Raw genomic sequence first — 22649 nt, 5'->3', positions numbered from 1 at the left:
TGTGTTTCAAATGGTTAGAACCACCGGTTTTAGCGGCGTTGTCGCACAGCCCGACGTGCGCTCCTGTGATTAACTGCTGTCAGCAAAATGGACAGGAGTTTGTTTGCTCATGGAATTGAGAATTGATCGACAGGCAATGGTGCCCGTCGTACAGCAAATCGTCGACGGACTGGCGAGCTGGATCCGTCAAAGCGAAGTGCCGCCCGCGACGCGTTTGCCTTCCGTGCGACACATCGCGCGGCTCAATTTGCTCAGTCAGTCCAGTGTCGTTGAAGCCTGTGAGCGCCTCGTCGCCCAAGGGGTTCTGGTCACGCGTCCCGGCTCGGGGTTTTCTGTCGCCGCGTCGGTGCCGGTGTTGCCGGATGCGTGGGACTTACCCAGGTTCGAAGGCGTAGAGACGATGCAAGCGGGTTGCTCCGACAGCCTGTCGGGTGAACTGATGCTGGGGGGTGGCGGGTTGCCCGAAAGCTGGCGCGAGACGGACGACCTCAGCTACGCGATCCGCCAGGTGGCCCGCACCGACATGGCCGGCCTGTTCAACTACGGCACACCGCTGGGCTTGCTCCCGTTGCGCCAGCAAATTCTCAAACGCTTGAAACCGCTCAATATCGAGGCGCACGAAAGTCAGGTTCTGACTACCGCTGGCGCCAGCCAGGGGCTCGATCTGATTGTGCGCACGTTGCTCGAGCCGGGGGATTGCGTGGTGGTGGAAAGCCCCGGTTATTCGCCTCTGTTCGATTTGCTCAGGCTGCACGGGGTCCGCATGCACGAGGTTCCCCGCACCCCGCACGGGCCTGACACGGACGTGCTTGAGCATTTACTCATCAAGCACAACCCTCGTGCGCTATTCATCAACAGTTTTCACCACAACCCCACGGGCAGTTGCGTGGCGCTCGTGGTGGCGCAGCAGATTCTGGCGCTGAGCAAAGCCCATGATGTTCTGGTGATCGAAGACGACGTTTATGCTGATCTGCACAATGCCCCCGGCACACGCCTCGCGGCGCTGGATGATGACGGCCGGGTGATCTACGTCGGCAGTTTCTCGAAAACCCTCAGCAGTTCGTTGCGCGTCGGGTTTGTGGTGGCCGGTGCCGGGCTGGTTGCGCGGCTGGCTGAGGTCAAGATGATCAGCAGCATGGGCGGGTCGCGGTTTTGCGAATCAGTATTGGCCAGTATGTTGGCCACCGGTGCCTATCGCAAACTGGTACAGCGCCAGCGTCAACGCCTGAACGTGGACCGGGTCGCGGCATTGCAGGTGCTTGAAGATGCCGAATGGGAGGTGTTCGGCAAGCCGGCCGGCGGCTTGTTCATCTGGGCGCGATCACCCAAGTACGACTACGCTCACTTGCGCACACAGGCACGACGTTTTGACGTGCTGCTGTCGTCTGCGACGGCATTCAGTCCGACCGGTGAGGCCAGCGACTGGCTGCGCATAAATGTGGCCTATGCCTGTGATCCTCGGGCCCGCAGGTTTTTCCATGCCACCGCTTCGGATCGACCTAAAACGTTCTGAAAACGACGTGGGCGTAGCTTTTTGCCATTATTCCGACGCCAGAGACTTGTGTTGCCACAGGCCCGTTGCGAATCTCCATCTACAGACTATGGCAGGGGACTACGAGCAATGATTTCGGCCGTGCAAGGACGTTTTGCCAACCTCGGTATGGCGAAAAAACTGGGTATCGGGTTTGTCCTGGTGCTGTTGTTGACCGCCTTGGTGGCAGCCATTGGCGTATGGTCCCTGCAAACCATCAGTCATCGCTTCGACGGGCTCAAGCAGATGTCGTCGCTCAACAGCAGCTTGCTCAAGGTGCGCTTGCTGGAGCAGGAATACGCCTTGCACGGTAACCCGAAGACCGCCGATGCCCTGCGTCAGGGGGTTGATGCGCTGGTCGCCCTGTCTACTCAATTGAAGGCACAGTCGGCGGCCAATGTGCCGGTCATGAACGATGTCGAGCAGTCGCTTGGCGCCTACCGCAAGGCCTTCGACGAATTTGTCTCGCTGACCCAGGCCAAGGACCTGGCCCTGGAAATGGCCAGTTGGTCGGTGTCCAGCGTGGCTAACAACCTGGACGTGTTGCAGGCCGGTCTCGCCGACGACGGCGCCTATACCTTGAAGGATTCCGAAGGTAAGGATGGCGCGCAATTCATCGAACAGGCTAACCAGGTCAGCCAGGTGTCACGGTTGATGTTGCAGGCAATGAACGAGGCCCGCGTGCGCCTCGACCAGAGCCGCAAGGGTGATGACGATAGCGCCGGCAAGGGCAAGATCGAGCAGGCCGACCAGGCGCTGACCCAGGCCGAACAACTGAAAACCACGGTCAAGGACGAGGGCTACCAGACGGTCCTCAATGAAGTGACCGGTCACATCGCCAGTTTCAGCGACAAACTCGCCGAATACACCGGGCTACTGGCTCAGGAAAAAACCGTTTACGAGCAATTGCATCAGCGCGCCGCCCAGGTAGTGGAGCGGGTCGATCAGGCCTATGTGGCCGAAGACGGGGCGATGCAGACCGAACTGAAAAAGAATTCGCTGTTGATCGTCGGCTCTTCGGCGCTGGCGCTGCTGGTTGGTCTGATCGCGGCGTGGGTGATTACCCGGTTGATTGTTGCGCCGCTGCGCAGCGTGATCCGTGTTGCCCAGCAGATTGCCGCCGGTGATTTGAGTGCGACGGTGGAAGTGACCCGCCGCGATGAAATCGGCCAGTTGATGCTGGCGATGCAGCAGATGGGCGCAGGTCTGAGCAGTATCGTCAGTGGTTTGCAGGCAGGGATCGAACAGTTGGCCAGTTCCGCGCAATCGCTGTCGGCGGTGACCGAGCAGACCAACCTGGAGGTCAGCAGCCAGAAGGAAGAAACCGAGCAGGTCGCCACGGCGATGAATCAGATGACTGCCACTGTGCATGACGTGGCGCGCAATGCCGAAGAGGCCGCTACGGCGGCGCAGACGGCAGATGACAAGGTCGAGAGCGGACAGCAGGTGGTGCGTCAGAGCATGGCTCGGATCGAGCAACTGGCGGATTCGGCTACGTCAGCCAGTTCCAGCATCGAGAGCTTGAGTGCCGAGATCCAGAACATCGGCACGGTGCTGAGTGTGATTAAAAGCGTGGCTGAGCAGACTAACTTGTTGGCGCTCAATGCGGCCATCGAGGCGGCGCGGGCGGGTGAGCAGGGCAGGGGCTTTGCGGTGGTGGCCGATGAAGTTCGGGCGTTGGCCAAGCGTACCCAGCAATCGACCGAGGAGATTGAGCGGCTGGTCAGTGCTTTGCGTTCGGCGGCGCAGTCGTCGGTGCAGCAGATTCAGAACAGTGGTGAGTTGGTGAAGCTGGCGGTGAGTGATGCGCTGCAGACTGAGAGTGCGCTGGGGAGTATTGCGGCGGCGGTGTCGTTGATTCAGCAGATGAATCAGCAGATTGCGGCGGCGGCTGAGGAGCAGAGTTCGGTGGCTGAGGAGATTAATCGCAGTGTGACGAGTATTCGCGCGAGTGCGGATCAGTCTTCGTTGGCGATGCAGGGGAATGCGGCTTCCAGTATTGAGTTGGCGCAGTTGGGGATCGAGCTTAAGGGGATGGTTGGGCATTTTCGGCTTTGACGCTTTTCCTTGGCGGCCTTTGGGCCGACCATGTTCTTGGTGGGTGTGTGTATATCCGTTTTTGCGGTTAGGGCGGCTGGCGGTTTCGCCCTTACGGCGAGTCCCTTTTGGCAAACGCCCCAAAAGGAACCAAAAGGTCTCGCCCCGAGCGTCCGGCCCCTCGCCTGGGCTCGGCGTTCCTTCGCTCCGGTATTCATCTGGGGGCATCGCCTACGGTCGGCTTCGCTTCGACCTCCTCTCGATGTGTGCGGCTTCGCCGCACGGCGCTACGCGCCCACCCCCCAGATGAACACCTCCACTCAGCCTCCCGAGGGGGCGGGTGGGTCAAGATCGAGGGCAGGCGAGCTAACGCTCGGCCTTGAGTGGTGAGGAGCGGGGCGGTGCATGCCGGTTTGCTTCTGTTTTTGATTTTGTAGGAGTAAGGCTCGCCCGCAAAGGCGCCCCAACAGCCGACCATTCTCTCCCGGCTGCACTGGCTCTTTGTAGGAGCTGCCGAAGGCTGCGATCTTTTGATCTTCAAATCCAAAGCAAAAAAAAGCCACCTTGCGGTGGCTTTTTCTGGCTGTTCTGGTCAGTCGTATATCGCTTTTTTCTTCCAGTCGGCGTCGGCTTCGACGTCTTTGAGGCCTTCGGTCAATTGGTTTACTTCGCCTTCAGCCGGGGCGATTTTGTCCATGACTTGGGCGTTGGCGCGGGCCAGGAGTTTTTCCAGGTATTCGAGTTGTTCGGCGTAGACCTGCGGTTCCTGTTGTTTGCGCAGGTATTGCACGCCGCGTTCGAATGCCAGGCGAGCCTGGCCGGGTTGGTTCTGTTGCAGGGAGTGCTGGCCGAGATTGTTGAAGAACTCGATGTGCAGCAGCACCAGGATGTGGCGAACTTCGCGGATCCAGCGCTTGGCTTCGTTGGTCGGCAAGAAGCCGTCCTGCGCGGCGCGGGTGATCTGGCCGTGCAAGGCTTCGAGCAGGAAGCGCACGTCCTTGGCCTTGGCTTCGGTCTGGATCGGTGCCGGCGGGTTGTTGACCGGGATCGATTCGCCCTGGGCGATCAGCGTGCTCAATTCAGCAATTCGAGCTTTGACCGAGGCATTGGTTTTTTCGAGGTTGAGCAGGCGCTGGCAAACGTTAAGTTCCAGACGAGTCATCAGCAGCTTGAGCGCTGGCGTCATCAACTGACCGGGAAAGGTCTCGGTGATTTCGCCGCAGCGACGCAAGCGGTCGTTGAGTTCAACCTTGGTACGGGCCTTTTCCAGCTTATTGTTTTCCACCACATGGTTCATGTAGCCAATGGCGATCAATAGTGCGATCCCGGCTACGACTAGCAGGGTGATCATGAGTGGTGTCACCGGTAAGACCTCTTTATAGGGTTCGCGTGCGAGTGTAGTTGCTTGGCCTGGGGGCGCATAGGGCCGCTCGACGAGTTGGATCGGCCACGACTCTACTTATATCGGCCGTGCCCCTGCTTATATAAGTAACAACGTGCGAGGTGCACATTGCCATCACCTGTGGCGTGGGTGGACTATAGCGCCTTGGCGAGTGACAGAATATAGGCGTCAAACGCCGGACGACGGAAAACCCGGATTAGCCTCCCAAAGCACGGCGAAGTCATTGATTTAAATAAATTTATATCAGGGGGTTGACGACCCCTCAATCCATCCATAGAATGCGCGCCACTTACAGCGTAAAGCACACAGCGAAACGCGGTAGGGAGTGAATGTTGTACGTGTGTCCCCTTCGTCTAGTGGCCTAGGACACCGCCCTTTCACGGCGGTAACAGGGGTTCGAGTCCCCTAGGGGACGCCAATGCGGGAATAGCTCAGTTGGTAGAGCACGACCTTGCCAAGGTCGGGGTCGCGAGTTCGAGTCTCGTTTCCCGCTCCATTTTTAAACAGCACTGCTTTCGGGCGGGGCTGAGTGAAACCAGAACCGACATCTTCGGATGCGGATTTGGGCACTGAAATACACACCATGTGTTTCAGTTAGCGTGTCCCCTTCGTCTAGTGGCCTAGGACACCGCCCTTTCACGGCGGTAACAGGGGTTCGAGTCCCCTAGGGGACGCCATTTGCGGGAATAGCTCAGTTGGTAGAGCACGACCTTGCCAAGGTCGGGGTCGCGAGTTCGAGTCTCGTTTCCCGCTCCATATTTAACAAAAACGCCGCTCAGCAATGAGCGGCGTTTTTGTTTGTGCGTTTTCTGCTGAAACCTTAAAAAGTCGGACCCGCCAGAGTAGCGGGTCCGAACGGGTGATCAGAGCTTCGGCAACTGCCCGACGCGTCCCATCATCTCGGTCACGATCTGCAGGTCCAGCAGGAACTGGTCGACGGTCTTGAACTCGTTGTCGGTATGGCCGGTGTACTTGACCTCAGGCCGGGCCAGGCCGAATTGCACGCCATTGGGCAGCTCATGGACCGACGTGGCGCCGGCGGAGCTGCCGAACTTGTGTTCCATGCCCAGGTTTTCAGTGGACACCGCCAGCAGGGCCTTGACCCATTCACCCTCAGGGTTGCGGTACATCGGCTCGGCGATCGAGTAGGTGAAGGTCGCCGCTACGTGGGTCTTCTTGCTCCAGGCGCCAATTTTGTCAGCAATTTTCGCCTTGAGCGCTTCCGGGGACTCGCCCTTTGGCACGCGCAGGTTGACCGCGAGCTTGAAGGCTTTGTCATCCATCCCGACAAAGGTCAGGGATGTGGTCAGCGGACCCATGAAGGCATCGGAGAAGCCAACCCCCAATTTGCCACCCAGGTAATCCAGGCCCCAGTTGTCGGCGGCGTAGCGGGCAGCGTCAGTGATGTGGTTGTGCTTGAGCGCGACTTTTCCATCAACGCTGTGGATGAAGCCCAGCATCCTGGCCACTGGGTTAACACCGGACTCGGGCTCGGAGGAGTGAGCCGAAACGCCGGTGACGGTCAGCTTGACGTCCTTGCCGTCGACCTTGGCGTTCACCTCGAAGTTACCGCCATTGCGTTTGGCATAATCAGCCCCGGCCTTCTGCAGGCTGGCGGCCAGTTCGGCGGGCTTGTCGGTGACAAGGATGGCCACCGATGCCGAAGGAATCTGGTTGGTGGCCATCCCGCCAGTCATCGAGATGATTTCGGCGCCTTTACCCTGACCAGTACGCCGCGGGAAGTTGCCCATGACTGTGCCGTAGCCTTTCTCGGCAATCACCACTGGATAGCCGCCATCCAGCGCCAGGTTGTAGTTCGGCGTCGGGTTGTGTTCGAAGTAGTAAGGGATCGCGTCGCCGGTGGTTTCTTCGGTGGTGTCGACCAACAGCTTGAAGTTCCTGGCCAGCGGCAGCTTCTCTTCCTTGATGATCTTCATGGCATACATCGCCACCACGATGCCGTTCTTGTCATCCTCGGTGCCCCGGCCATACATGCGGTCGCCGATCAGGGTGACCTTGAACGGATCGAGTTTGGTGCCGTCCTTCAGCACCCAGTTCTCCGGCGTCACAGGCACCACATCGGCATGGGCGTGGATGCCCACGACTTCATCGCCACTGCCTTCCAGGGAAATTTCGTAGACGCGGTTATCGATGTTGCGAAAGTTCAGGTTGAAGGCCTGGGCCAGGCCCTTGATCTTGTCGGCGATCTTGATGAATTCAGGGTTGTCGTGCTGGGCAACACCGTCCACTTGGAAGGTCGGAATTGCCACCAGCTCACGCAGGGTTTCGGTGGCCGCGCTGCCATATTTCACCCGGGCATAAATACCCAGCAGGCGATTGATCTCGTTCTGCTGTTCGGCAGACAGGGTTTTGTTGTCGAGAAAGGCACTGATTGCCGGGCCGAGGTTGGCGGCTTTGGCCAGTTCACTCTTGGCCAGGCCTCCCAGGAATTGCCTGAAATCGGTGACCGATGTGTCACTGAAGGTCTTGAGGATAGTCGCGCTCTGTTGCGGGCTGATGTTGGCGTGCGCGAGCGTGGTGAACGACGAAAGGCTGGCCAGTACCAGGGTGGTTGCGGCCAGGTGTTTGAGAGAAAAATCCATTGCTGGGGGCATTCCTTCGCAGGTAGTGAGTAAGAAATATCTGATCGATTAATCAGAAAGGTTTCCAAACTAACACCACGAGGAAGCAGTAGGGGAGTCCCTGAAGTGGGAACTGTCGCACAGAAACGCAAAAGCGACGCAGAAACGAAAAAGGCCCGCCAGTCTGACTGAGCGGGACTTTTGCATGGGCGCAGGTTTTACATCGACAGAATCAGGCGCCCGGCGAACAGGATCAGAATCACCCCCATGGTCCGTTCGAACCAGTGCCCCATGCGCATAAACAGCAGCCGCACCCGTGCACTAGAGAAGAACAGCGCGACGATCACAAACCACAATGCGTTCACGAAACACATCCACAAGCCATACAGCGCCTGGATCTGGAGCGGTGTCGTGGCGCTGATGATGGTGGTGAAGATCGCCAGGAAAAACAGCGTGGCTTTCGGATTGGTCGCGTTGGTCAGGAAACCGGTGGTGAAGGCCTTCAATAAGGTTTGTTCGACGACGGGTTCGTCAACAGGCTTGTCGCCTTCCAGTGCGGTCTTGGGCTTGCTGCGCAACAGGCTGACACCCAAGTAAAGAATGTAGGCGCCACCCACGACCTTGGCCACCGTCAGTAACCAGGGCGTGGTATGCATCAACGCGCCGACGCCGAGCAGGGTGTAAAGCACATGCACGGAAATTCCCGCGCCAATGCCCAGCGCCGTGCAGATGCCCACCAGGCGGCCGAAGCGAACGCTTTGGCGGATGGTCACGGCGAAGTCCGGTCCGGGGGCGACCACGGCCAGAAAGTGGATGGTCGCCAGCGCCAGAAACTCGCCCAGGTAATTCGAAAGCATTTCAACTCCAAAAAGTAAGGGGTGAAGCATTGCCGCGATAGCCGACAAAGAACGAAAGGCTCAATCGCGGGTCTGCCACGCCCGGGGTCACCGAGTGCATGCAGCGCGAATTGAACATGATGAAATCCCCCGGATCAGGGCGAACCTCCAGGGTCGGAGGGCCAAGCAGGGCCGGGTCGATGCCGTAACTGTCGCCACGCATTTCGTCGAACCGGTCGGGGGAAATGTCGTGGTCCCACATCTGCAGCGCACCACCTTCGGTGGGCATGTTCAGGTAAACATTGCAGGCGAATTGCGCCTCAAGGCTTTTGGCCTGAAAACTGTCCGGGGCGTCCTTGGCGAAGATGTCGTGATGGGCGAGGAAGCACACGCCCGGTTTGACCACCCGGGACAAACCGACATACATCTTGCGACCGTAGAGGTTTTCCAGATGAGCGCCGGCCGGCCAGGATTCGTCGAGCATGCAGCGCAGGGTGTCGACGGGGGACGAGTAGGGTGCACAGCGATTGCGCAGTTCCTCGATGTTGCTGGTGGCGCGTTCGAAATAGTCTTCGATCAGCAACGGCTGATTTTCCGCCTCGTAAAACGCCATGCCGATGCGCCCGATGCTCGGTGCGTTGATGTAGCCTTCGAAGCCCGGCGCGAGGATCTTGTCGCCAATCTGCACCGCCAGCGGCTGGGGCAAAAAGCCTTTGACGCGGACGGCGAGGACTTCTTCATTGGCCAGTTTTTTTATGCACGTCTCATCGAGACGCTCGACGTCAAGCATCATGGTTTAGGTCCATCTATCGAATAGTCAACGGAGCCCGCGAACGCGGGCTTCCCCCGGCGTCAGGCGATGTCGGTGTCGACATCGCCAAAATGCTCAATCCACGTGGTAGTGGACGGACAGCGTTCCCTTTTTCAGAGCAAGAGAGTCGATCGTGACCGTGCCCAAATCCTTCAGGCTACGTACATGGGTGCCGCCGCAACCGTAGGCGGGCAGTTCACCGAAACCGATTTCCCGAGCGCCTTCACGCAGCGAAATCAGGCGTGGCAGGTCGTGGGCAATCCACTGCTTGATACCGTCTTGAAGGGACTGGGCATCAACCTCTTCCGCTGAATCAGCCGGTTGGAACTGCACGCGGCCCTCGCCCGGCCAGTGGTGGGCCTTGATCGGCATCCAGCCCAATACCTGAACGAAGTGGCCGATCAGGTGACCGGCCGAATGCATCCGGGTATTGAACTGGCGGCGTTGTTCATCGACGCGGATCTGGATCATGCCGAGTTTTACCGGGTGGTCGACGTAATGGACGATCCGGTCCGGGTCCTGGACCACCCGCAGCACCTGGCTTTCACCGATCCAGCCGGTATCACAGGGTTGTCCACCACCCTGGGGATGGAACAGTGTGGCGCGCAAAACAACCGCGAATTCATTCTCGTGGGGCGTGCAATCCAGGACTTCCACATTGGCCTTGAGGTCATCACTATGGAAAAAGAGGCGAAGCGTCATATTCCATGCCCTTATTAAAGTTTCTATTTTTATTATATGAAGCGTGGAATTGCGTGATAATCCGTTCAAACATCAAAGGACTGTTGCGCTGTGAGCATAAATCTACCGCTGCCACTGCTGGGTGAAATGGCGATTTTCGTCAAGGTTGTCGAGACCGGCAGCTTTTCTGAAGCGGCACGTCAGCTAGGCTCGTCGCCCTCGGCGGTCAGTCGCAGCATCTCGCGCCTGGAAAAAGCCCTGGCCACCCGATTGCTGCAGCGCACCACGCGCAAATTGCGGTTGAGCGATGGTGGCGAAGAAGTGTTCAAGCGTTGTCAGGAGATGGTCAGCGCAGCCAAGTCGGTAATGGAAATCAGCGGCCAGTTCACCCATGAAGCCGAAGGCCTGGTGCGGGTCAGCGTGCCAAAAGCGGTGGGGCGATTTGTGATTCACCCGCATATGCCGGAATTTTTGCGGCGATATCCCAAAGTGGATGTGGAGTTGTTGCTTGAAGATCGGCAAGTGGATTTGATTGATGACAACGTCGATCTGGCGATCCGTATTACCGATAGACCACCCGCAGGATTGGTCGGACGGCAGCTGCTGACTATTGACCACTTGCTCTGCGCGACGCCGCAGTACCTGGCCGAACACGGCACGCCGACGCATCCCCATGACTTGCTCAATCACAGCTGCATCTACCTGGGCGAAACCCCGAGCGATGCCCGCTGGAAATTCAAGAAAGGCACCAAAGCCGTAACCGTCGGTGTGCGCGGGCGTTACGCGGCCAATCACACCGGTGTGCGTTTGGGTGCGGTGTTGCAGCACATCGGCATTGGCAGCCTGCCGTACTTCACCGCTCGTTATGCGTTGGAGCAGGGGCTGATTGTGCAAGTGTTGCCGGACTGGACCTTTCTGGCTTCGTACCATGGCGGTGCCTGGTTGTTGCACTCGCCGACCCGTTACCTGCCGCCCAAGCTTCGGGTGTTTATCGATTATCTGGTGGAGTGTCTGGAGAAAGAGCCGACGCTGAGCAAACCGGGCAAGCCCAGTGCATTGAGCGCGGTTGCGGCAGAGTATGAGTTGCCGGAGAGTGATGGGTTGCTTTGACTGACGCCTTCGCGGGCAAGCCTCGCTCCTGCAGGGGCCGCGGATAACTTTTAGGAGCGAGGCTTGCCCGCGAAGGCGTCCTCACTAATGCCACAAAAAAAGGCCCGCATGAATCACCATGCGGGCCTTTTGTATTTCTGATCCGGGATCAGTGCTTGCTGTCGTCTTGCGACATTGCCAGCAGCTGTTTTTCCTGGTTCCAGTCGAACGGTTCGTCGTTCTGTTCTGCTTCAAAACGACGCTCTTCCAGCGCCTGATACAAGTCGATTTCATCATCGGGCATGTAGTGCAGGCAGTCGCCGGCGAAGTACCACAGCAGGTCGCGCGGCACCAGGTGGGCGATTTGCGGGTAGCGGGTGATCACCTGGCAGAGAATGTCCTGGCCCAGGTATTGGCTTTCGATCGGATCGACCGGCAGCAATGCACGCAGTTCGTCGAAGCGCTCCAGGAACAAGGCATGGCTTTCTTCGGGAACCTGTTCGGCCTCACCCACGGCGACCAGGATGCTGCGCAAGTGGTCAAGCAAGACGAGATGATCGGCAACGACATTGGACACGAGATAAGTCCTCAAGAGCAAAACGGGCGCGGGAGTATAAAGCTCCTGCGCCCATTTTTACATCGATGGCTGGATCAGCGGACTTTTCCTTGCGCCAGCGCCAGCTCCTCTTTGTCGAAATCATCGACATCGATCACCTTGCGCCGCGCCACTTCGGCGTCACGCAGGGTTTGCGCCTCACCCGGTTGCAAGACCCCGGCTTCCAGCGCCGCATCGATGGCATGTTCCCCGGCGGCTGGTTTGACCTGGCCGCTCTTGAGCGCCACATGCAGCTTTTTCTGCAACGGTTGCGCCGCGCTCAGCAGGTTGCAGGCGTGTTGCAGGGCGCCGACGGCGTCGTCGGCCGATTGCGGACGGTAGCAACCGCCGAGCAGCTCTTCCAGGGTCGGATCGCCCTTGGCCCGGCCGATTACTGCCGCCACTTCGGCACCGAGTTTGTCCGACGGCCCTTTATGACGACGACCGAACGGGAACACGATCACCCGCAACAGGCAACCCAGTACCTTGTTCGGGAAGTTGCTCAGCAGTTCATCCAATGCCCGTTCCGACTGGCCCAGGCTTTCTTCCATGGCCCAGACAAACAGCGGGGCCATGTGGTCCGGCGAATCGAGGTCGTGGTAACGCTTGAGCGCGGCGGAGGCCAGGTACATGTTGCTGAGCACATCCCCCAGGCGTGCCGACAGGCGTTCGCGGCGTTTCAGTTCGCCGCCCAGCAACATCATGCTCAGGTCGGCGAGCATGGCGAACGCGGCAGCCTGACGGTTCAGCGCGCGGAAATAACCCTGGCTCAGCTTGTTACCCGGCGCATGTTCAAAGTGCCCGAAGCCGAGGTTCAGCACCAGCGTGCTGGCGGCGTTGCTTACCGCAAAGCCGATGTGCTTGAGCAGCAGGCCATCGAACTCGGTGAGGGCCTGATCCTTGTCTTCACGGCCGGCGAGGGCCATTTCCTTGAGTACGAACGGATGGCAGCGAATTGCGCCCTGGCCGAAGATCATCAGGTTGCGCGAAAGAATGTTCGCGCCCTCCACGGTGATGAAGATCGGCGCGCCATTCCAGCTACGGCCCAGGTAGTTGTTCGGCCCCATGATGATCGCCTTGCCGCCATGTACATCCATGGCGTGGCTGATGCACTCGCGGCCGCGCTCGGTCAGGTGATACTTGAGAATCGCCGACAGCACTGACGGTTTTTCGCCCAGGTCCACCGCATTGGCGGTCAGCATCCGCGCGGCGTCCATCATCCAGGCGTTGCCGCCGATGCGGGCCATGGCTTCCTGAATCCCTTCGAATGCCGACAGCGGTACGTTGAACTGCTCACGCACCTGTGCGTATTGGCCGGTGACCAGGCTGGTGAACTTCGCTGCGCCGGTGCCCACTGCAGGCAGGGAAATCGAACGCCCCACCGACAGGCAGTTCATCAGCATCATCCAGCCCTTTCCGAGCATTTCCTGACCGCCGATCAGGAAGTCCAATGGAATGAACACGTCCTTACCGGAGTTCGGGCCGTTCATGAACGCGGCGCCGAGGGGCAGGTGACGGCGGCCGATCTCAACGCCAGCGGTGTCGGTGGGAATCAGCGCCAGGCTGATGCCCAGGTCTTCCTTGTCGCCCAGCAAATGATCCGGGTCGTAAGCCTTGAAGGCCAAGCCCAGCAGGGTGGCCACCGGGCCCAGGGTGATGTAGCGTTTTTCCCAGTTCAGGCGCAGGCCCAGGGTTTCCTGGCCTTCCCATTCGCCTTTGCAGATGACCCCGGTGTCGGGCATCGCGCCGGCGTCGGAACCGGCCAGCGGACCGGTCAAGGCAAAACACGGAATGTCATCGCCGCGAGCCAGTCGTGGCAGGTAATGGTTGCGTTGTTCGTCGGTGCCGTAGTGCAGCAACAGTTCTGCCGGGCCGAGGGAGTTGGGGACCATCACGGTGGACGCGAGGTCGCCGCTGCGGGTCGCCAGTTTCATCGCGACCTGGGAGTGGGCGTAGGCGGAGAAGCCTTTGCCGCCGAATTCCTTGGGGATGATCAGGGCGAAGAAGCCGTTTTCCTTGATATGGCTCCAGGCCTTGGGCGGCAAGTCCATGTCTTGCCCTATCTGCCAGTCGCTGACCATTGCGCAGAGTTCTTCGGTCGGGCCGTCGATAAAGGCCTGTTCCTCTTCGCTCAATTGCGCTTTTGGGTAGGACAGCAATTTGTCCCAGTCCGGACGGCCGCTGAACAGTTCGCCGTCCCACCAGACAGTGCCGGCATCAATCGCATCGCGTTCGGTTTGCGACATCGGTGGCAGGGTTTTCTGGAACCAGCTGAACAGCGGCGCGCTGAAGAATTTGCGGCGCAGGTCAGGCAGCAACAATGGCGCCGCGACCGCCGCGATCAATACCCAGAGAAGCAGTAGCAGCCAACCCGGTGCATGGCTGAAGGCGCCCATCGCCACCACATAGACAGCCACGATGCCCAAGGCCGGCAGCGGGGCGATGCGGCGGTGGGCCAACCAGGCAATTCCGACGATCAGAACCAGTATCCACAACAACAGCATATTTAATCCTCCGTGAAACCAGGGCAAAACCAACTTTCAGAGCTTAGACGGCATCCGCAAAATCGGGTGGTCAGAGCAATGGACAGAAATCGTGGGAAACCTTGGATGAGTTTTGTAAGACCTGTTGGCATCAGGCCTCGGAAATCGTTCGCAAGGTGAGCGGCAAAGCGCCCATGTTTGGCCGAATCGTCGTTATCTCTGTGCTGAAGGTGTCGTTAGACTCGAAGCTCCCCCAGGAGATCGCCCTCATGCACGAGTATCTGAATCCCGGCCGCTTCATCGATAGTGACCACCCTGCGGTGGTGGAGTTCGCCGAAAAACATCGTGGCGTCAGTCGCGATCCGCGCGAGCAGGCGATCAATCTCTATTACGTGGTGCGTGAGGCCGTGCGCTACAACCCCTACACCTTCAGCCGCGACCCATACACCTTGCGCGGCAGTTACGCATTGGCGAGCGGCGAAAGTTATTGCGTGCCCAAAGCTACCTTGCTGGCCGGCTGCGCCCGGCATTGCGGGATCCCGGCAAGGATCGGTCTGGCGGACGTGCGTAATCACCTGTCGACCCCGCGCCTGCTCGAACTGCTCAAGAGCGACGTGTTCGCCATGCACGGCTACACCGAGTTGTACCTGAATGAACGCTGGGTCAAAGCCACGCCCGCGTTCAATCAAGGTTTGTGTGAGTTGTTCAATGTCGCGCCGCTGGAGTTCGACGGGATCAACGACAGCGTTTTCCATCCTTTCAATCGCGATGGCGAGAAGCTGATGGAGTACGTGGTGGATCACGGCCAGTTCACCGATGTGCCCGAAGCGTTCTTTTTTCAGCACCTGGAAAAGTGCTATCCGCATCTGTTCGGCGAGCAGCTGCCGGTGCTGTTGGGTGACATGCAGAGTGATTTGAGTCGCGCCTGATCCGGCGTATGCTGCCTGCGCATTCATCCATAAAGAGGCGGTCATGCTGAAGATCTGGGGTCGGAAAAACTCGTCGAATGTCAGGAAGCCACTGTGGGCAGCCGAGGAACTTGGCCTGGCCTATGAAGCCATTGATGCCGGCGGCGCCTTCGGGGTGGTGGACACGCCTGAGTACCGCGCCATGAACCCCAATGGCCGCGTGCCGGTGATCCAGGACGGCGGTTTCGTGCTGTGGGAATCCAACGCCATCGTGCGTTACCTGATGGCGCGTCATGCCAACGAAACGAACTGGTATCCGAAAGATCTTCAGGCCCGGGCGTCTGCCGACAAATGGATGGACTGGACCACATCAAGTTTTGCCGGCCCGTTCCGTACTGTGTTCTGGGGCGTGTTGCGCACCCCGAAAGATCAACAGGACTGGCCGGCCATCAACGCCGCGATCAAGGAATGCGACGGTCTGCTGTCGATGGCCGATCAGGCGCTGGCAGCCAAACCGTACCTGTCCGGCGATGAAATCGGCATGGGTGACATTCCCCTGGGCAGTTTTATTTATGCCTGGTTCGAGATGCCGATCGAGCGCGCCCACCAGCCGCATCTGGAAGCCTGGTATGCGCGACTGAAACAGCGCCCGGCGTATCAGAAAGCCGTCATGACCGCGTTGACTTAATACTCACTATCGACACACTTGACTGTACTTGTGTGGCGGCGACAAGCACCATTGCGCTCATGCGCCGTGGTTGTATTGATCGCCGCCCGCCCTTATTTATCCCTTTCTTCCCTTCTTGGTGCGTATCCCGATATGAGTTCCGCTCTGTCCATCCGGCAGCTAACCAAAACCTACGGCAACGGTTTCCAGGCCCTGAGTGGTATCGATCTGGACGTCGCCGAAGGTGACTTTTTCGCCTTGCTCGGCCCTAACGGCGCCGGCAAATCCACGACCATCGGCATTCTCTCGACCCTGGTGAACAAGACCACGGGCACGGTGAATATCTTCGGTCACGACCTGGACAAGAATCCTGCGCAGCTCAAGCGCTCCATCGGCGTGGTGCCGCAGGAATTCAACTTCAACCAGTTCGAAAAGACCTTCGACATTGTCGTGACCCAGGCCGGTTACTACGGTATCCCGCCGAAAATCGCCAAGGAACGCGCCGAGCAGTACCTGACGCAACTGGGCCTGTGGGACAAACGTGATGTGCCGTCGCGCTCCCTGTCCGGTGGCATGAAGCGTCGTTTGATGATCGCCCGCGCCCTGGTTCACGAACCGCGCCTGCTGATCCTCGACGAACCGACGGCGGGGGTGGACATCGAACTGCGTCGCTCGATGTGGACCTTCCTCACCGAGCTGAACAAGAAAGGCATCACCATCATCCTCACCACCCATTATCTGGAAGAGGCTGAGCAGTTGTGCCGCAACATCGGCATCATCGACCACGGCACCATTGTCGAGAACACCAGCATGAAGCAGTTGCTCAGCCAACTGCACGTGGAAACCTTCCTGCTCGACATCAAGAACACTCTGGGCGTGGTGCCGCAGTTGCTCGGTTACCCGACCAAGCTGCTCGATGGTCACACCCTGGAAGTCCAGGTAGACAAGGCCATGGGCATCACCGCGTTGTTCACCCAGTTGGCGCAGCAGAACATTGAAGTACTGAGCCTGCGTAACAAAACCAATCGCCTCGAGGAGTTGTTCGTGTCCCTGGTGGAGAAAAATCTGTCGAAGGTGGCGGTATGAGTTCCGAGCTGCAACCCAACCTCGTCGCCCTCAATACCATCGTTTATCGCGAAGTTAAGCGCTTTACCCGGATCTGGCCGCAAACCCTGCTGCCGCCGGCGATCACCATGGTTCTGTACTTCGTGATCTTCGGCAACCTGATCGGCAAGCAGATTGGCGGCATGGGTGGCTTCACCTACATGGAGTACATCGTGCCGGGGTTGATCATGATGTCGGTGATCACCAACTCCTACGGCAACGTGGTGTCGAGTTTCTTCGGCAGCAAGTTCCAGCGTTCCATTGAAGAACTGATGGTCTCGCCGGTCTCGCCCCATACGATTCTGATCGGCTACACCCTGGGCGGCGTACTGCGCGGGTTGATGGTCGGGATCATCGTGACGATCCTGTCGCTGTTCTTCACCGATTTGCAGGTGCATCACCTGGGTGTGACCATTTTGGTGGTGGTGCTGACGGCGACGATCTTCTCGCTGCTGGGCTTCATCAACGCGGTGTTTGCGCGCAACTTCGATGACATTTCGATCATCCCGACTTTCGTGCTGACGCCGCTGACGTACCTGGGCGGGGTGTTTTACTCGATCTCCCTGCTGCCGCCGTTCTGGCAGACAGTGTCCCTGGCCAACCCGGTGCTGCACATGGTCAACGCCTTCCGTTACGGCATTCTTGGCGTATCGGATATCAAGATCAGCGTGGCGATCACGTTCATGCTGGTGGCGACCGTGGCGTTGTACATCGGTTGTGCGCGGTTGCTGGTGAGTGGACGCGGGATGCGCACCTGATTCAGGACTGCGTCGCGCCCTTCGCGGGCAAGCCTCGCTCCTACAGCGAAGGCGCCAGCCCATACACCGCATAAAAAACGGCCTCCAAAATTGGAGGCCGTTTTGCATTCTCACATCCGGTTTTTCTTGCGCCGTGCCCATTGCCGCCCCACCCACCACCGCCAATACATCATGGTCACGCAATAGGCGAGGGCGCCCAATACCAACCCCACCACCACCGACCCCAGCAAAAACGGCTGCCACAAGGTCGAGAGTTCGCCGCTGATCCATTCCCAGGTCAGTTCGTCGGGTAAATGCCGGGCGGGCACATCCATCAGCCAGGCGCCGGTCTGGTAAGTACAGAAAAACACGGCGGGCATGGTGATCGGGTTGGTCAACCAGACCAAACTCACCGAAATCGGCATGTTGCCGCGAACCATGATCGCCAGAACGGCAGCCACCAGCATTTGTAGTGGAATCGGCAAAAACGCCGCGAACAGGCCGACGGCCATCGCTCGGGCCACCGAATGGCGATTGAGGTGCCAAAGGTTGGGGTCATGCAGCAGCGTGCCGAGAAAGCGTAAGGATTTGTGTTCCCTGATGCTGGTCGGGTCTGGCATGTAGCGTTTGAATAGGCGCCGGGGCATAAGGCTTCTCGGTCGGTTCAGGCGGCAAGTATGTCTGGATTCTATTAGCCGCCCATTCAGACTTTGTGACAATTGATAACGACGTCTGTGCGACAAGCCGGCTATGCCTAGTGAGGGAACTCTCAAGGACGGGCTTATGCGCACAGGGATGGTCGCGCTCGCGCTCGGGTTATTGGCGCTGCGTTTTTTACCGGGTTTACCGCCGGTCTGGTTATATTTGTTGCTGCCGGTCGTGGGTTTGATGTTGCTGCCGTTTCGCACGTACCCGTTGGCGTTTTTTTTGTTTGGCTTCAGTTGGGCGTGCGGGCAGGCACAGTCGGCGCTGGATGATCGGCTGCCGATGAGCCTGGACGGCGAAACTCGCTGGGTCGAAGGTCGAGTGGTGGGGTTACCGCAAAACAGTGAGACGGTGGTGCGTTTCGAATTGGCGGACGCGCGTTCTCGACACGGGGCAGTGCCGTCGCTGATGCGTTTGGCCTGGTACGACGGGCCGCCAGTCAACAGTGGCGAACACTGGCGCCTTGCGGTGAAGTTGAAGCGCCCGATCGGGCTGCTCAATTCGCATGCTTTCGACTACGACGCCTGGCTACTGGCGCAAGGCATCGGCGCGACCGGCACGGTCAAGGATGGTCAGCGACTGTCGTCTGCTTGCTGGGCCTGGCGCGACGGCATCCGCCAGCGCTTGCTCAGTGTGGATGCCCAAGGGCGAGCGGGGGCATTGGCGGCGTTAGTGTTGGGCGATGGCGCCGGGTTGAGTCGCGAAGACTGGCAGGTGCTGCAAGACACCGGCACCGTACATCTATTGGTGATTTCCGGGCAGCACATCGGTTTGCTCGCGGGCGTGGTGTATTTGTTGATCGCCGGGCTCGCCCGTTATGGCCTGTGGCCGGCTCGGTGGCCCTGGTTGCCGTGGGCGTGTGGCCTGGCGTTCGCGGCGGCGCTCGGTTATGGGTTGCTGGCCGGTTTCGAAGTGCCGGTGCGACGGGCCTGCGTGATGATTGGCCTGGTGCTGTTGTGGCGGCTGCGCTTTCGTCATCTTGGCGCTTGGTGGCCGTTGTTGCTGGCGCTTGATGCAGTCCTGATGCTGGACCCACTCGCGAGTTTGCAACCGGGTTTCTGGTTGTCCTTTACGGCGGTGGCGGTGTTGATCTTCACCTTTGGCGGCCGGTTGGGACCCTGGCGCTGGTGGCAAACCTGGACCCGCGCCCAATGGCTGATTGCAATCGGTCTGTGCCCGCTGCTGCTGATGCTGGGACTGCCCATCAGTGTCAGCGGGCCGCTGGTCAATCTGCTGGCGGTGCCGTGGATCAGTCTGGTGGTGTTGCCGCCAGCCTTGCTCGGGACTGTGCTGTTGCCGGTGCCTTATGTGGGGGAAGGGTTACTGTGTGTGGCCGGCGGGCTGATCGACTTGCTGTTCAAGGGCCTGACACTCATGGCGAATCAATTGCCTGCGTGGGTGCCGGTGGCGGTGTCGCCATGGATCGGGGCCATCGGCGCATTGGGCGCTTTTCTTCTATTAATGCCACGAGGCGTCCCGTTGCGTCCGTTGGGTTGGCCGATGTTGTTGCTGTTGGTGTTTGCGCCCCGCGAAGAGATACCCGAAGGCCGGGCCGAGATCTGGCAACTGGACGTCGGCCAGGGGTTGGCAATTTTGGTGCGCACCCGCCAGCACACACTGCTGTATGACGCCGGCCCGCGTTTCGGCGATTTTGACCTTGGTGAGCGGGTGGTGCTGCCGTCATTGCGCAAACTCGGTGTGAACGGACTCGACCTGATGCTGCTCAGCCATGCCGACGCCGACCATGCCGGCGGTGCGCGAGCAATCGCCAGCGCGGTGCCGGTGGCGCGGGTACTCAGTGGCGATCCGCTTGCGCTCCCCGTCGAATTGCAGGCCGAGGGCTGCGAGAGTGGCCAGCAATGGACGTGGGATGGCGTAACCTTCCAGCTCTGGCAATGGTCAGCAGCCAGCGAAAGTAATCAGAAGTCCTGCGTCCTGCAAATCGAAGCCAATGGCGAACGCTTGCTGCTGACCGGCGACATCGATACCCACGCCGAGCGCGCGCTGCTCGACAGCCCATTGGCGGTGCTCACCGATTGGCTTGCGGCGCCACACCACGGCAGTCGCAGTTCGTCATCCATGGCGCTGCTCACCGCGCTGCAACCCCAAGCCGTGTTGATCTCGCGTGGTCACGGCAATTCCTTCGGCCATCCCCATCCCACGGTCATGGCGCGCTATCGCAAACGAGGCCTGCGCATCTACGACAGTGCCGAGCACGGTGCCGTTCGTCTGCAACTGGGCAGCTTCAAGCCGCCGCAAACGATGCGTCAACAACGGCGCTTCTGGCGTAATGTGCCGGTGTTGAACAAATAACCAGCCGGACGGGATGCGACATCACGGTTTTCGGTGCGCCGACCCCCTATGTTAGAGTGGCGCACTTTTTCGAGGGGACTGTCACTGTGTGGGAATTGGTCAAATCCGGCGGCTGGATGATGCTGCCGATCATTCTGAGTTCCATCGCGGCCATGGCGATCGTTGCCGAACGTCTGTGGACCCTGCGTGCCAGCCGTGTGACCCCGGAGCATTTGCTCGGGCAAGTCTGGGTCTGGATCAAAGACAAACAGCTCAATAAAGAAAAACTCAAGGAACTGCGTGCCAACTCGCCGCTGGGCGAAATCCTCGCCGCAGGCCTGGCCAACTCCAAGCATGGTCGCGAGATCATGAAAGAGTGCATCGAAGAGGCCGCTGCCCGGGTCATCCACGAACTGGAGCGCTACATCAACGCCCTGGGCACCATCGCCGCCATGGCCCCGTTGCTCGGGTTGCTGGGGACGGTGCTGGGCATGATCGATATCTTCAGTTCGTTCATGGGCACGGGCATGACCACCAACGCCGCAGTGCTGGCCGGTGGTATTTCCAAAGCCTTGATCACTACGGCTTCGGGCCTGATCGTCGGTATCCCGTCGGTATTCTTCCACCGGTTCCTGCAACGGCGCATCGATGAGCTGGTAGTGGGGATGGAGCAGGAAGCTATCAAGCTGGTTGAAGTGGTGCAGGGCGACCGTGACGTGGACCTGTCCGAGGGCAAAAAAGCGTGAAATTCCGCCGAAAGCAACGGGAGAACGTGGACATCAATCTCGTGTCGCTGATCGACGTGGTGTTTGTCCTGCTGCTGTTTTTCGTTGTGACCACCACTTTTACCCGCGAGACCCAATTGCGCGTCGAGCTGCCGGAAGCGGTCAGCGGCTCGCCCGCTGAAGATCAGCAGGTCAAGCAACTGGACATCGCCATCAACGCCGAGGGTGTGTTTTCCGTCAACAACCAGTTGTTGCCGAAGAATGACCTGACCAGCCTGATGGACGCCTTGCAGAAAGAATCCAACGGCGACACCAACCTGCCGCTGTCCATCACCGCCGACGGCAAGACCCAGCATCAATCCGTCATTACCGCCATGGACGCCGCCGGCAAACTCGGTTTCAGCCATCTGCGCATGACCACCGTCGAGGCGGCGCCAGCGCACTGATGGCCATGTCTGATCGATTACTAGCCGCGTGGTATCAAGGTCATCCGGCCCTGAAGCTGTTGCAGCCGCTGGAATGGTTGTATCGGCGAGTGGTCACGGGCAAGCGCAAGCGTTTCCTGGCGGGTGAGGGCGAGATCTATCAGCCGCCGGTGCCGTTGATTGTTGTCGGCAATATCACCGTCGGCGGCACCGGCAAGACGCCGCTGATCCTGTGGATGATCGAGCATTGCCAGCGCAGCGGTTTGCGGGTCGGCGTGGTCAGCCGGGGTTATGGCGCCAAACCGCCGCAACTGCCGTGGCGGGTCGAGGCCGATCAAAGCGCTGACATTGCCGGTGACGAACCGCTGTTGATCGTCCAGCGCACTGGCGTGTCTTTGATGATCGACCCGGACCGCAGCAGCGCCGTCAAAGCCTTGCTGGCCAGTGAACCGCTGGACCTGATCCTGTCCGACGACGGCATGCAGCACTATCGATTGGCCCGCGACCTTGAGTTGGTGCTGATCGACGCCGCCCGTGGCCTGGGCAATAAGCGTTGCCTGCCTGCCGGGCCATTGCGCGAACCGATCGAGCGTTTGCAAAGTGTCGATGCGGTGCTCTACAACGGCGCCGCCCATGACCGCGACGATGGTTTTGCCTTTCAACTGCAACCCACGACGCTGATCAACCTGAAAACGGGTGAGCGTCGGCCACTCGACCATTTTCCCTCAGGCCAGGCGCTGCATGCCGTGGCCGGCATCGGCAATCCGCAGCGTTTCTTCACCACCCTCGAAACGCTACACTGGCAGCCAGTACCCCATGCGTTTGCCGACCACGCCGAATACAGCGTGCAGGCCTTGAATTTCACCCCGTCATTGCCGTTGGTGATGACCGAAAAGGATGCGGTGAAGTGCCGTGCCTTTGCCGCCGCCGACTGGTGGTACCTGGCGGTCGATGCTGTGCCATCGCCGGCCTTCGTGGCCTGGTTCGATACACAGCTGATGCGCCTGTTGCCGAATCGTCTTTTGCCTTAAAACCGTTT

The 22649-nt window shown here is 59.4% G+C and carries 19 protein-coding genes, 4 tRNA genes and 1 pseudogene; 16 read left to right on the top strand and 8 right to left on the bottom strand.

From position 1 onward, the window contains the following. Positions 1–109 precede the first annotated feature (109 nt). The 3 genes and pseudogenes from ACWIKB_RS16790 (at position 110) to ACWIKB_RS16780 (ending at position 3589) form a co-directional block, all read left to right on the top strand. Positions 110–1513, top strand: a complete 1404-nt coding sequence (locus ACWIKB_RS16790) for an aminotransferase-like domain-containing protein (RefSeq protein ID WP_475268228.1) — start codon at positions 110–112, stop codon at positions 1511–1513. A 108-nt stretch (positions 1514–1621) separates the two neighbouring features. After that, positions 1622–2728, top strand: a pseudogene (locus tag ACWIKB_RS16785) (HAMP domain-containing protein); the annotation flags it as partial. Further along, a complete protein-coding gene (locus ACWIKB_RS16780) occupies positions 2708–3589 on the top strand; it encodes a methyl-accepting chemotaxis protein (RefSeq protein WP_427633846.1) in 882 nt (293 codons plus the stop codon). The pseudogene ACWIKB_RS16785 and the gene ACWIKB_RS16780, both read left to right, overlap by 21 nt. Positions 3590–4160: 571 nt before the next feature. Here ACWIKB_RS16780 and ACWIKB_RS16775 read toward each other — a convergent pair. Then, entirely contained in the window at positions 4161–4919 is a 759-nt protein-coding gene (locus ACWIKB_RS16775) for a hypothetical protein (protein ID WP_475268226.1), read from the bottom strand. 393 nt (positions 4920–5312) lie between these two features. Between ACWIKB_RS16775 and ACWIKB_RS16770 the strand changes: the two genes are divergently transcribed. From ACWIKB_RS16770 to ACWIKB_RS16755, 4 genes are all read left to right on the top strand, one after another. After that, positions 5313–5388, top strand: a tRNA-Glu gene (locus ACWIKB_RS16770). A gap of 2 nt (positions 5389–5390) precedes the next feature. After that, positions 5391–5466: transfer RNA gene (locus ACWIKB_RS16765), tRNA-Gly, on the top strand. 105 nt (positions 5467–5571) lie between these two features. Further along, positions 5572–5647, top strand: a tRNA-Glu gene (locus ACWIKB_RS16760). Positions 5648–5650: 3 nt separating this feature from the next. Continuing rightward, positions 5651–5726, top strand: a tRNA-Gly gene (locus tag ACWIKB_RS16755). A gap of 107 nt (positions 5727–5833) precedes the next feature. On the opposite strand, the gene ACWIKB_RS16750 is transcribed toward ACWIKB_RS16755, so the two are convergent. From ACWIKB_RS16750 to ACWIKB_RS16735, 4 genes are all read right to left on the bottom strand, one after another. After that, the gene (locus ACWIKB_RS16750) at positions 5834–7573 is read right to left on the bottom strand and encodes a dipeptidase (RefSeq protein WP_475268224.1); all 1740 of its coding nucleotides are present in this window, start codon (positions 7571–7573) and stop codon (positions 5834–5836) included. Positions 7574–7770: 197 nt separating this feature from the next. Then, positions 7771–8409 (bottom strand): LysE family translocator, encoded by a 639-nt coding sequence (locus tag ACWIKB_RS16745; RefSeq protein ID WP_475268223.1) that lies wholly within the window; start codon positions 8407–8409, stop codon positions 7771–7773. 1 nt (position 8410) lies between these two features. Next, complete coding sequence (locus tag ACWIKB_RS16740) at positions 8411–9181, bottom strand: 2OG-Fe(II) oxygenase (RefSeq protein ID WP_475268221.1); 771 nt, start codon at positions 9179–9181, stop codon at positions 8411–8413. Between the two features lie 93 nt (positions 9182–9274). After that, the gene (locus tag ACWIKB_RS16735; RefSeq protein ID WP_475268220.1) at positions 9275–9901 is read right to left on the bottom strand and encodes an alanyl-tRNA editing protein; all 627 of its coding nucleotides are present in this window, start codon (positions 9899–9901) and stop codon (positions 9275–9277) included. A gap of 90 nt (positions 9902–9991) precedes the next feature. Here ACWIKB_RS16735 and ACWIKB_RS16730 point away from each other — a divergent pair, with 90 nt between their 5' ends. After that, positions 9992–10990, top strand: a complete 999-nt coding sequence (locus ACWIKB_RS16730; RefSeq protein ID WP_475268219.1) for a LysR family transcriptional regulator — start codon at positions 9992–9994, stop codon at positions 10988–10990. 148 nt (positions 10991–11138) lie between these two features. On the opposite strand, the gene ACWIKB_RS16725 is transcribed toward ACWIKB_RS16730, so the two are convergent. Together ACWIKB_RS16725 and ACWIKB_RS16720 are read right to left on the bottom strand one after the other, a co-directional pair. After that, positions 11139–11546, bottom strand: a complete 408-nt coding sequence (locus ACWIKB_RS16725; RefSeq protein ID WP_054051726.1) for a PA2817 family protein — start codon at positions 11544–11546, stop codon at positions 11139–11141. 74 nt (positions 11547–11620) lie between these two features. Beyond that, positions 11621–14068, bottom strand: coding sequence for an acyl-CoA dehydrogenase (locus ACWIKB_RS16720; protein ID WP_475268218.1), 2448 nt, complete (start codon positions 14066–14068; stop codon positions 11621–11623). 248 nt (positions 14069–14316) lie between these two features. Between ACWIKB_RS16720 and ACWIKB_RS16715 the strand changes: the two genes are divergently transcribed. From ACWIKB_RS16715 to ACWIKB_RS16700, 4 genes are all read left to right on the top strand, one after another. Then, positions 14317–14976 (top strand): transglutaminase-like domain-containing protein, encoded by a 660-nt coding sequence (locus ACWIKB_RS16715; RefSeq protein ID WP_475268217.1) that lies wholly within the window; start codon positions 14317–14319, stop codon positions 14974–14976. A 43-nt stretch (positions 14977–15019) separates the two neighbouring features. Further along, positions 15020–15643, top strand: coding sequence for a glutathione S-transferase family protein (locus ACWIKB_RS16710; protein WP_475268216.1), 624 nt, complete (start codon positions 15020–15022; stop codon positions 15641–15643). 132 nt (positions 15644–15775) lie between these two features. After that, positions 15776–16708: an ABC transporter ATP-binding protein gene (locus ACWIKB_RS16705; protein WP_475268215.1), complete on the top strand. Its 933-nt coding sequence runs from the start codon at positions 15776–15778 to the stop codon at positions 16706–16708. Next, positions 16705–17484: an ABC transporter permease gene (locus ACWIKB_RS16700; protein WP_123407003.1), complete on the top strand. Its 780-nt coding sequence runs from the start codon at positions 16705–16707 to the stop codon at positions 17482–17484. Before ACWIKB_RS16705 ends, ACWIKB_RS16700 begins: the two co-directional genes overlap by 4 nt. 110 nt (positions 17485–17594) lie before the next feature. On the opposite strand, the gene ACWIKB_RS16695 is transcribed toward ACWIKB_RS16700, so the two are convergent. Further along, entirely contained in the window at positions 17595–18110 is a 516-nt protein-coding gene (locus tag ACWIKB_RS16695; protein ID WP_475268214.1) for a DUF2062 domain-containing protein, read from the bottom strand. 136 nt (positions 18111–18246) lie between these two features. Between ACWIKB_RS16695 and ACWIKB_RS16690 the strand changes: the two genes are divergently transcribed. From ACWIKB_RS16690 to lpxK, 4 genes are all read left to right on the top strand, one after another. Further along, the gene (locus tag ACWIKB_RS16690) at positions 18247–20481 is read left to right on the top strand and encodes a DNA internalization-related competence protein ComEC/Rec2 (RefSeq protein WP_475268212.1); all 2235 of its coding nucleotides are present in this window, start codon (positions 18247–18249) and stop codon (positions 20479–20481) included. A gap of 86 nt (positions 20482–20567) precedes the next feature. Then, the gene (locus tag ACWIKB_RS16685) at positions 20568–21206 is read left to right on the top strand and encodes a MotA/TolQ/ExbB proton channel family protein (RefSeq protein WP_185058243.1); all 639 of its coding nucleotides are present in this window, start codon (positions 20568–20570) and stop codon (positions 21204–21206) included. Continuing rightward, positions 21203–21631, top strand: coding sequence for an ExbD/TolR family protein (locus ACWIKB_RS16680; RefSeq protein ID WP_475268210.1), 429 nt, complete (start codon positions 21203–21205; stop codon positions 21629–21631). The genes ACWIKB_RS16685 and ACWIKB_RS16680 overlap by 4 nt, the downstream gene beginning before the upstream one ends. Beyond that, on the top strand, positions 21631–22641 hold the full coding sequence (gene lpxK / locus ACWIKB_RS16675) for a tetraacyldisaccharide 4'-kinase (protein WP_475268209.1): 1011 nt from the start codon (positions 21631–21633) through the stop codon (positions 22639–22641). Before ACWIKB_RS16680 ends, lpxK begins: the two co-directional genes overlap by 1 nt. The last annotated feature ends 8 nt before the right edge of the window (positions 22642–22649 follow it).

Source organism: Pseudomonas sp. 5Vm1k, assembly GCF_056161485.1.
This window is presented reverse-complemented; position numbering and strand designations above follow the sequence as displayed.

Coding starts and splice junctions, on each gene's coding strand:
- ACWIKB_RS16790 (WP_475268228.1), top strand. CDS start 110: ATGGAATTGAGAATTGATCGACAGGCAATGGTGCCCGTCGTACAGCAA.
- ACWIKB_RS16780 (WP_427633846.1), top strand. CDS start 2,708: ATGCTGGCGATGCAGCAGATGGGCGCAGGTCTGAGCAGTATCGTCAGT.
- ACWIKB_RS16775 (WP_475268226.1), bottom strand. CDS start 4,919: ATGATCACCCTGCTAGTCGTAGCCGGGATCGCACTATTGATCGCCATT.
- ACWIKB_RS16750 (WP_475268224.1), bottom strand. CDS start 7,573: ATGGATTTTTCTCTCAAACACCTGGCCGCAACCACCCTGGTACTGGCC.
- ACWIKB_RS16745 (WP_475268223.1), bottom strand. CDS start 8,409: ATGCTTTCGAATTACCTGGGCGAGTTTCTGGCGCTGGCGACCATCCAC.
- ACWIKB_RS16740 (WP_475268221.1), bottom strand. CDS start 9,181: ATGATGCTTGACGTCGAGCGTCTCGATGAGACGTGCATAAAAAAACTG.
- ACWIKB_RS16735 (WP_475268220.1), bottom strand. CDS start 9,901: ATGACGCTTCGCCTCTTTTTCCATAGTGATGACCTCAAGGCCAATGTG.
- ACWIKB_RS16720 (WP_475268218.1), bottom strand. CDS start 14,068: ATGCTGTTGTTGTGGATACTGGTTCTGATCGTCGGAATTGCCTGGTTG.
- ACWIKB_RS16715 (WP_475268217.1), top strand. CDS start 14,317: ATGCACGAGTATCTGAATCCCGGCCGCTTCATCGATAGTGACCACCCT.
- ACWIKB_RS16710 (WP_475268216.1), top strand. CDS start 15,020: ATGCTGAAGATCTGGGGTCGGAAAAACTCGTCGAATGTCAGGAAGCCA.
- ACWIKB_RS16705 (WP_475268215.1), top strand. CDS start 15,776: ATGAGTTCCGCTCTGTCCATCCGGCAGCTAACCAAAACCTACGGCAAC.
- ACWIKB_RS16700 (WP_123407003.1), top strand. CDS start 16,705: ATGAGTTCCGAGCTGCAACCCAACCTCGTCGCCCTCAATACCATCGTT.
- ACWIKB_RS16695 (WP_475268214.1), bottom strand. CDS start 18,110: ATGCCCCGGCGCCTATTCAAACGCTACATGCCAGACCCGACCAGCATC.
- ACWIKB_RS16690 (WP_475268212.1), top strand. CDS start 18,247: ATGCGCACAGGGATGGTCGCGCTCGCGCTCGGGTTATTGGCGCTGCGT.
- lpxK (WP_475268209.1), top strand. CDS start 21,631: ATGGCCATGTCTGATCGATTACTAGCCGCGTGGTATCAAGGTCATCCG.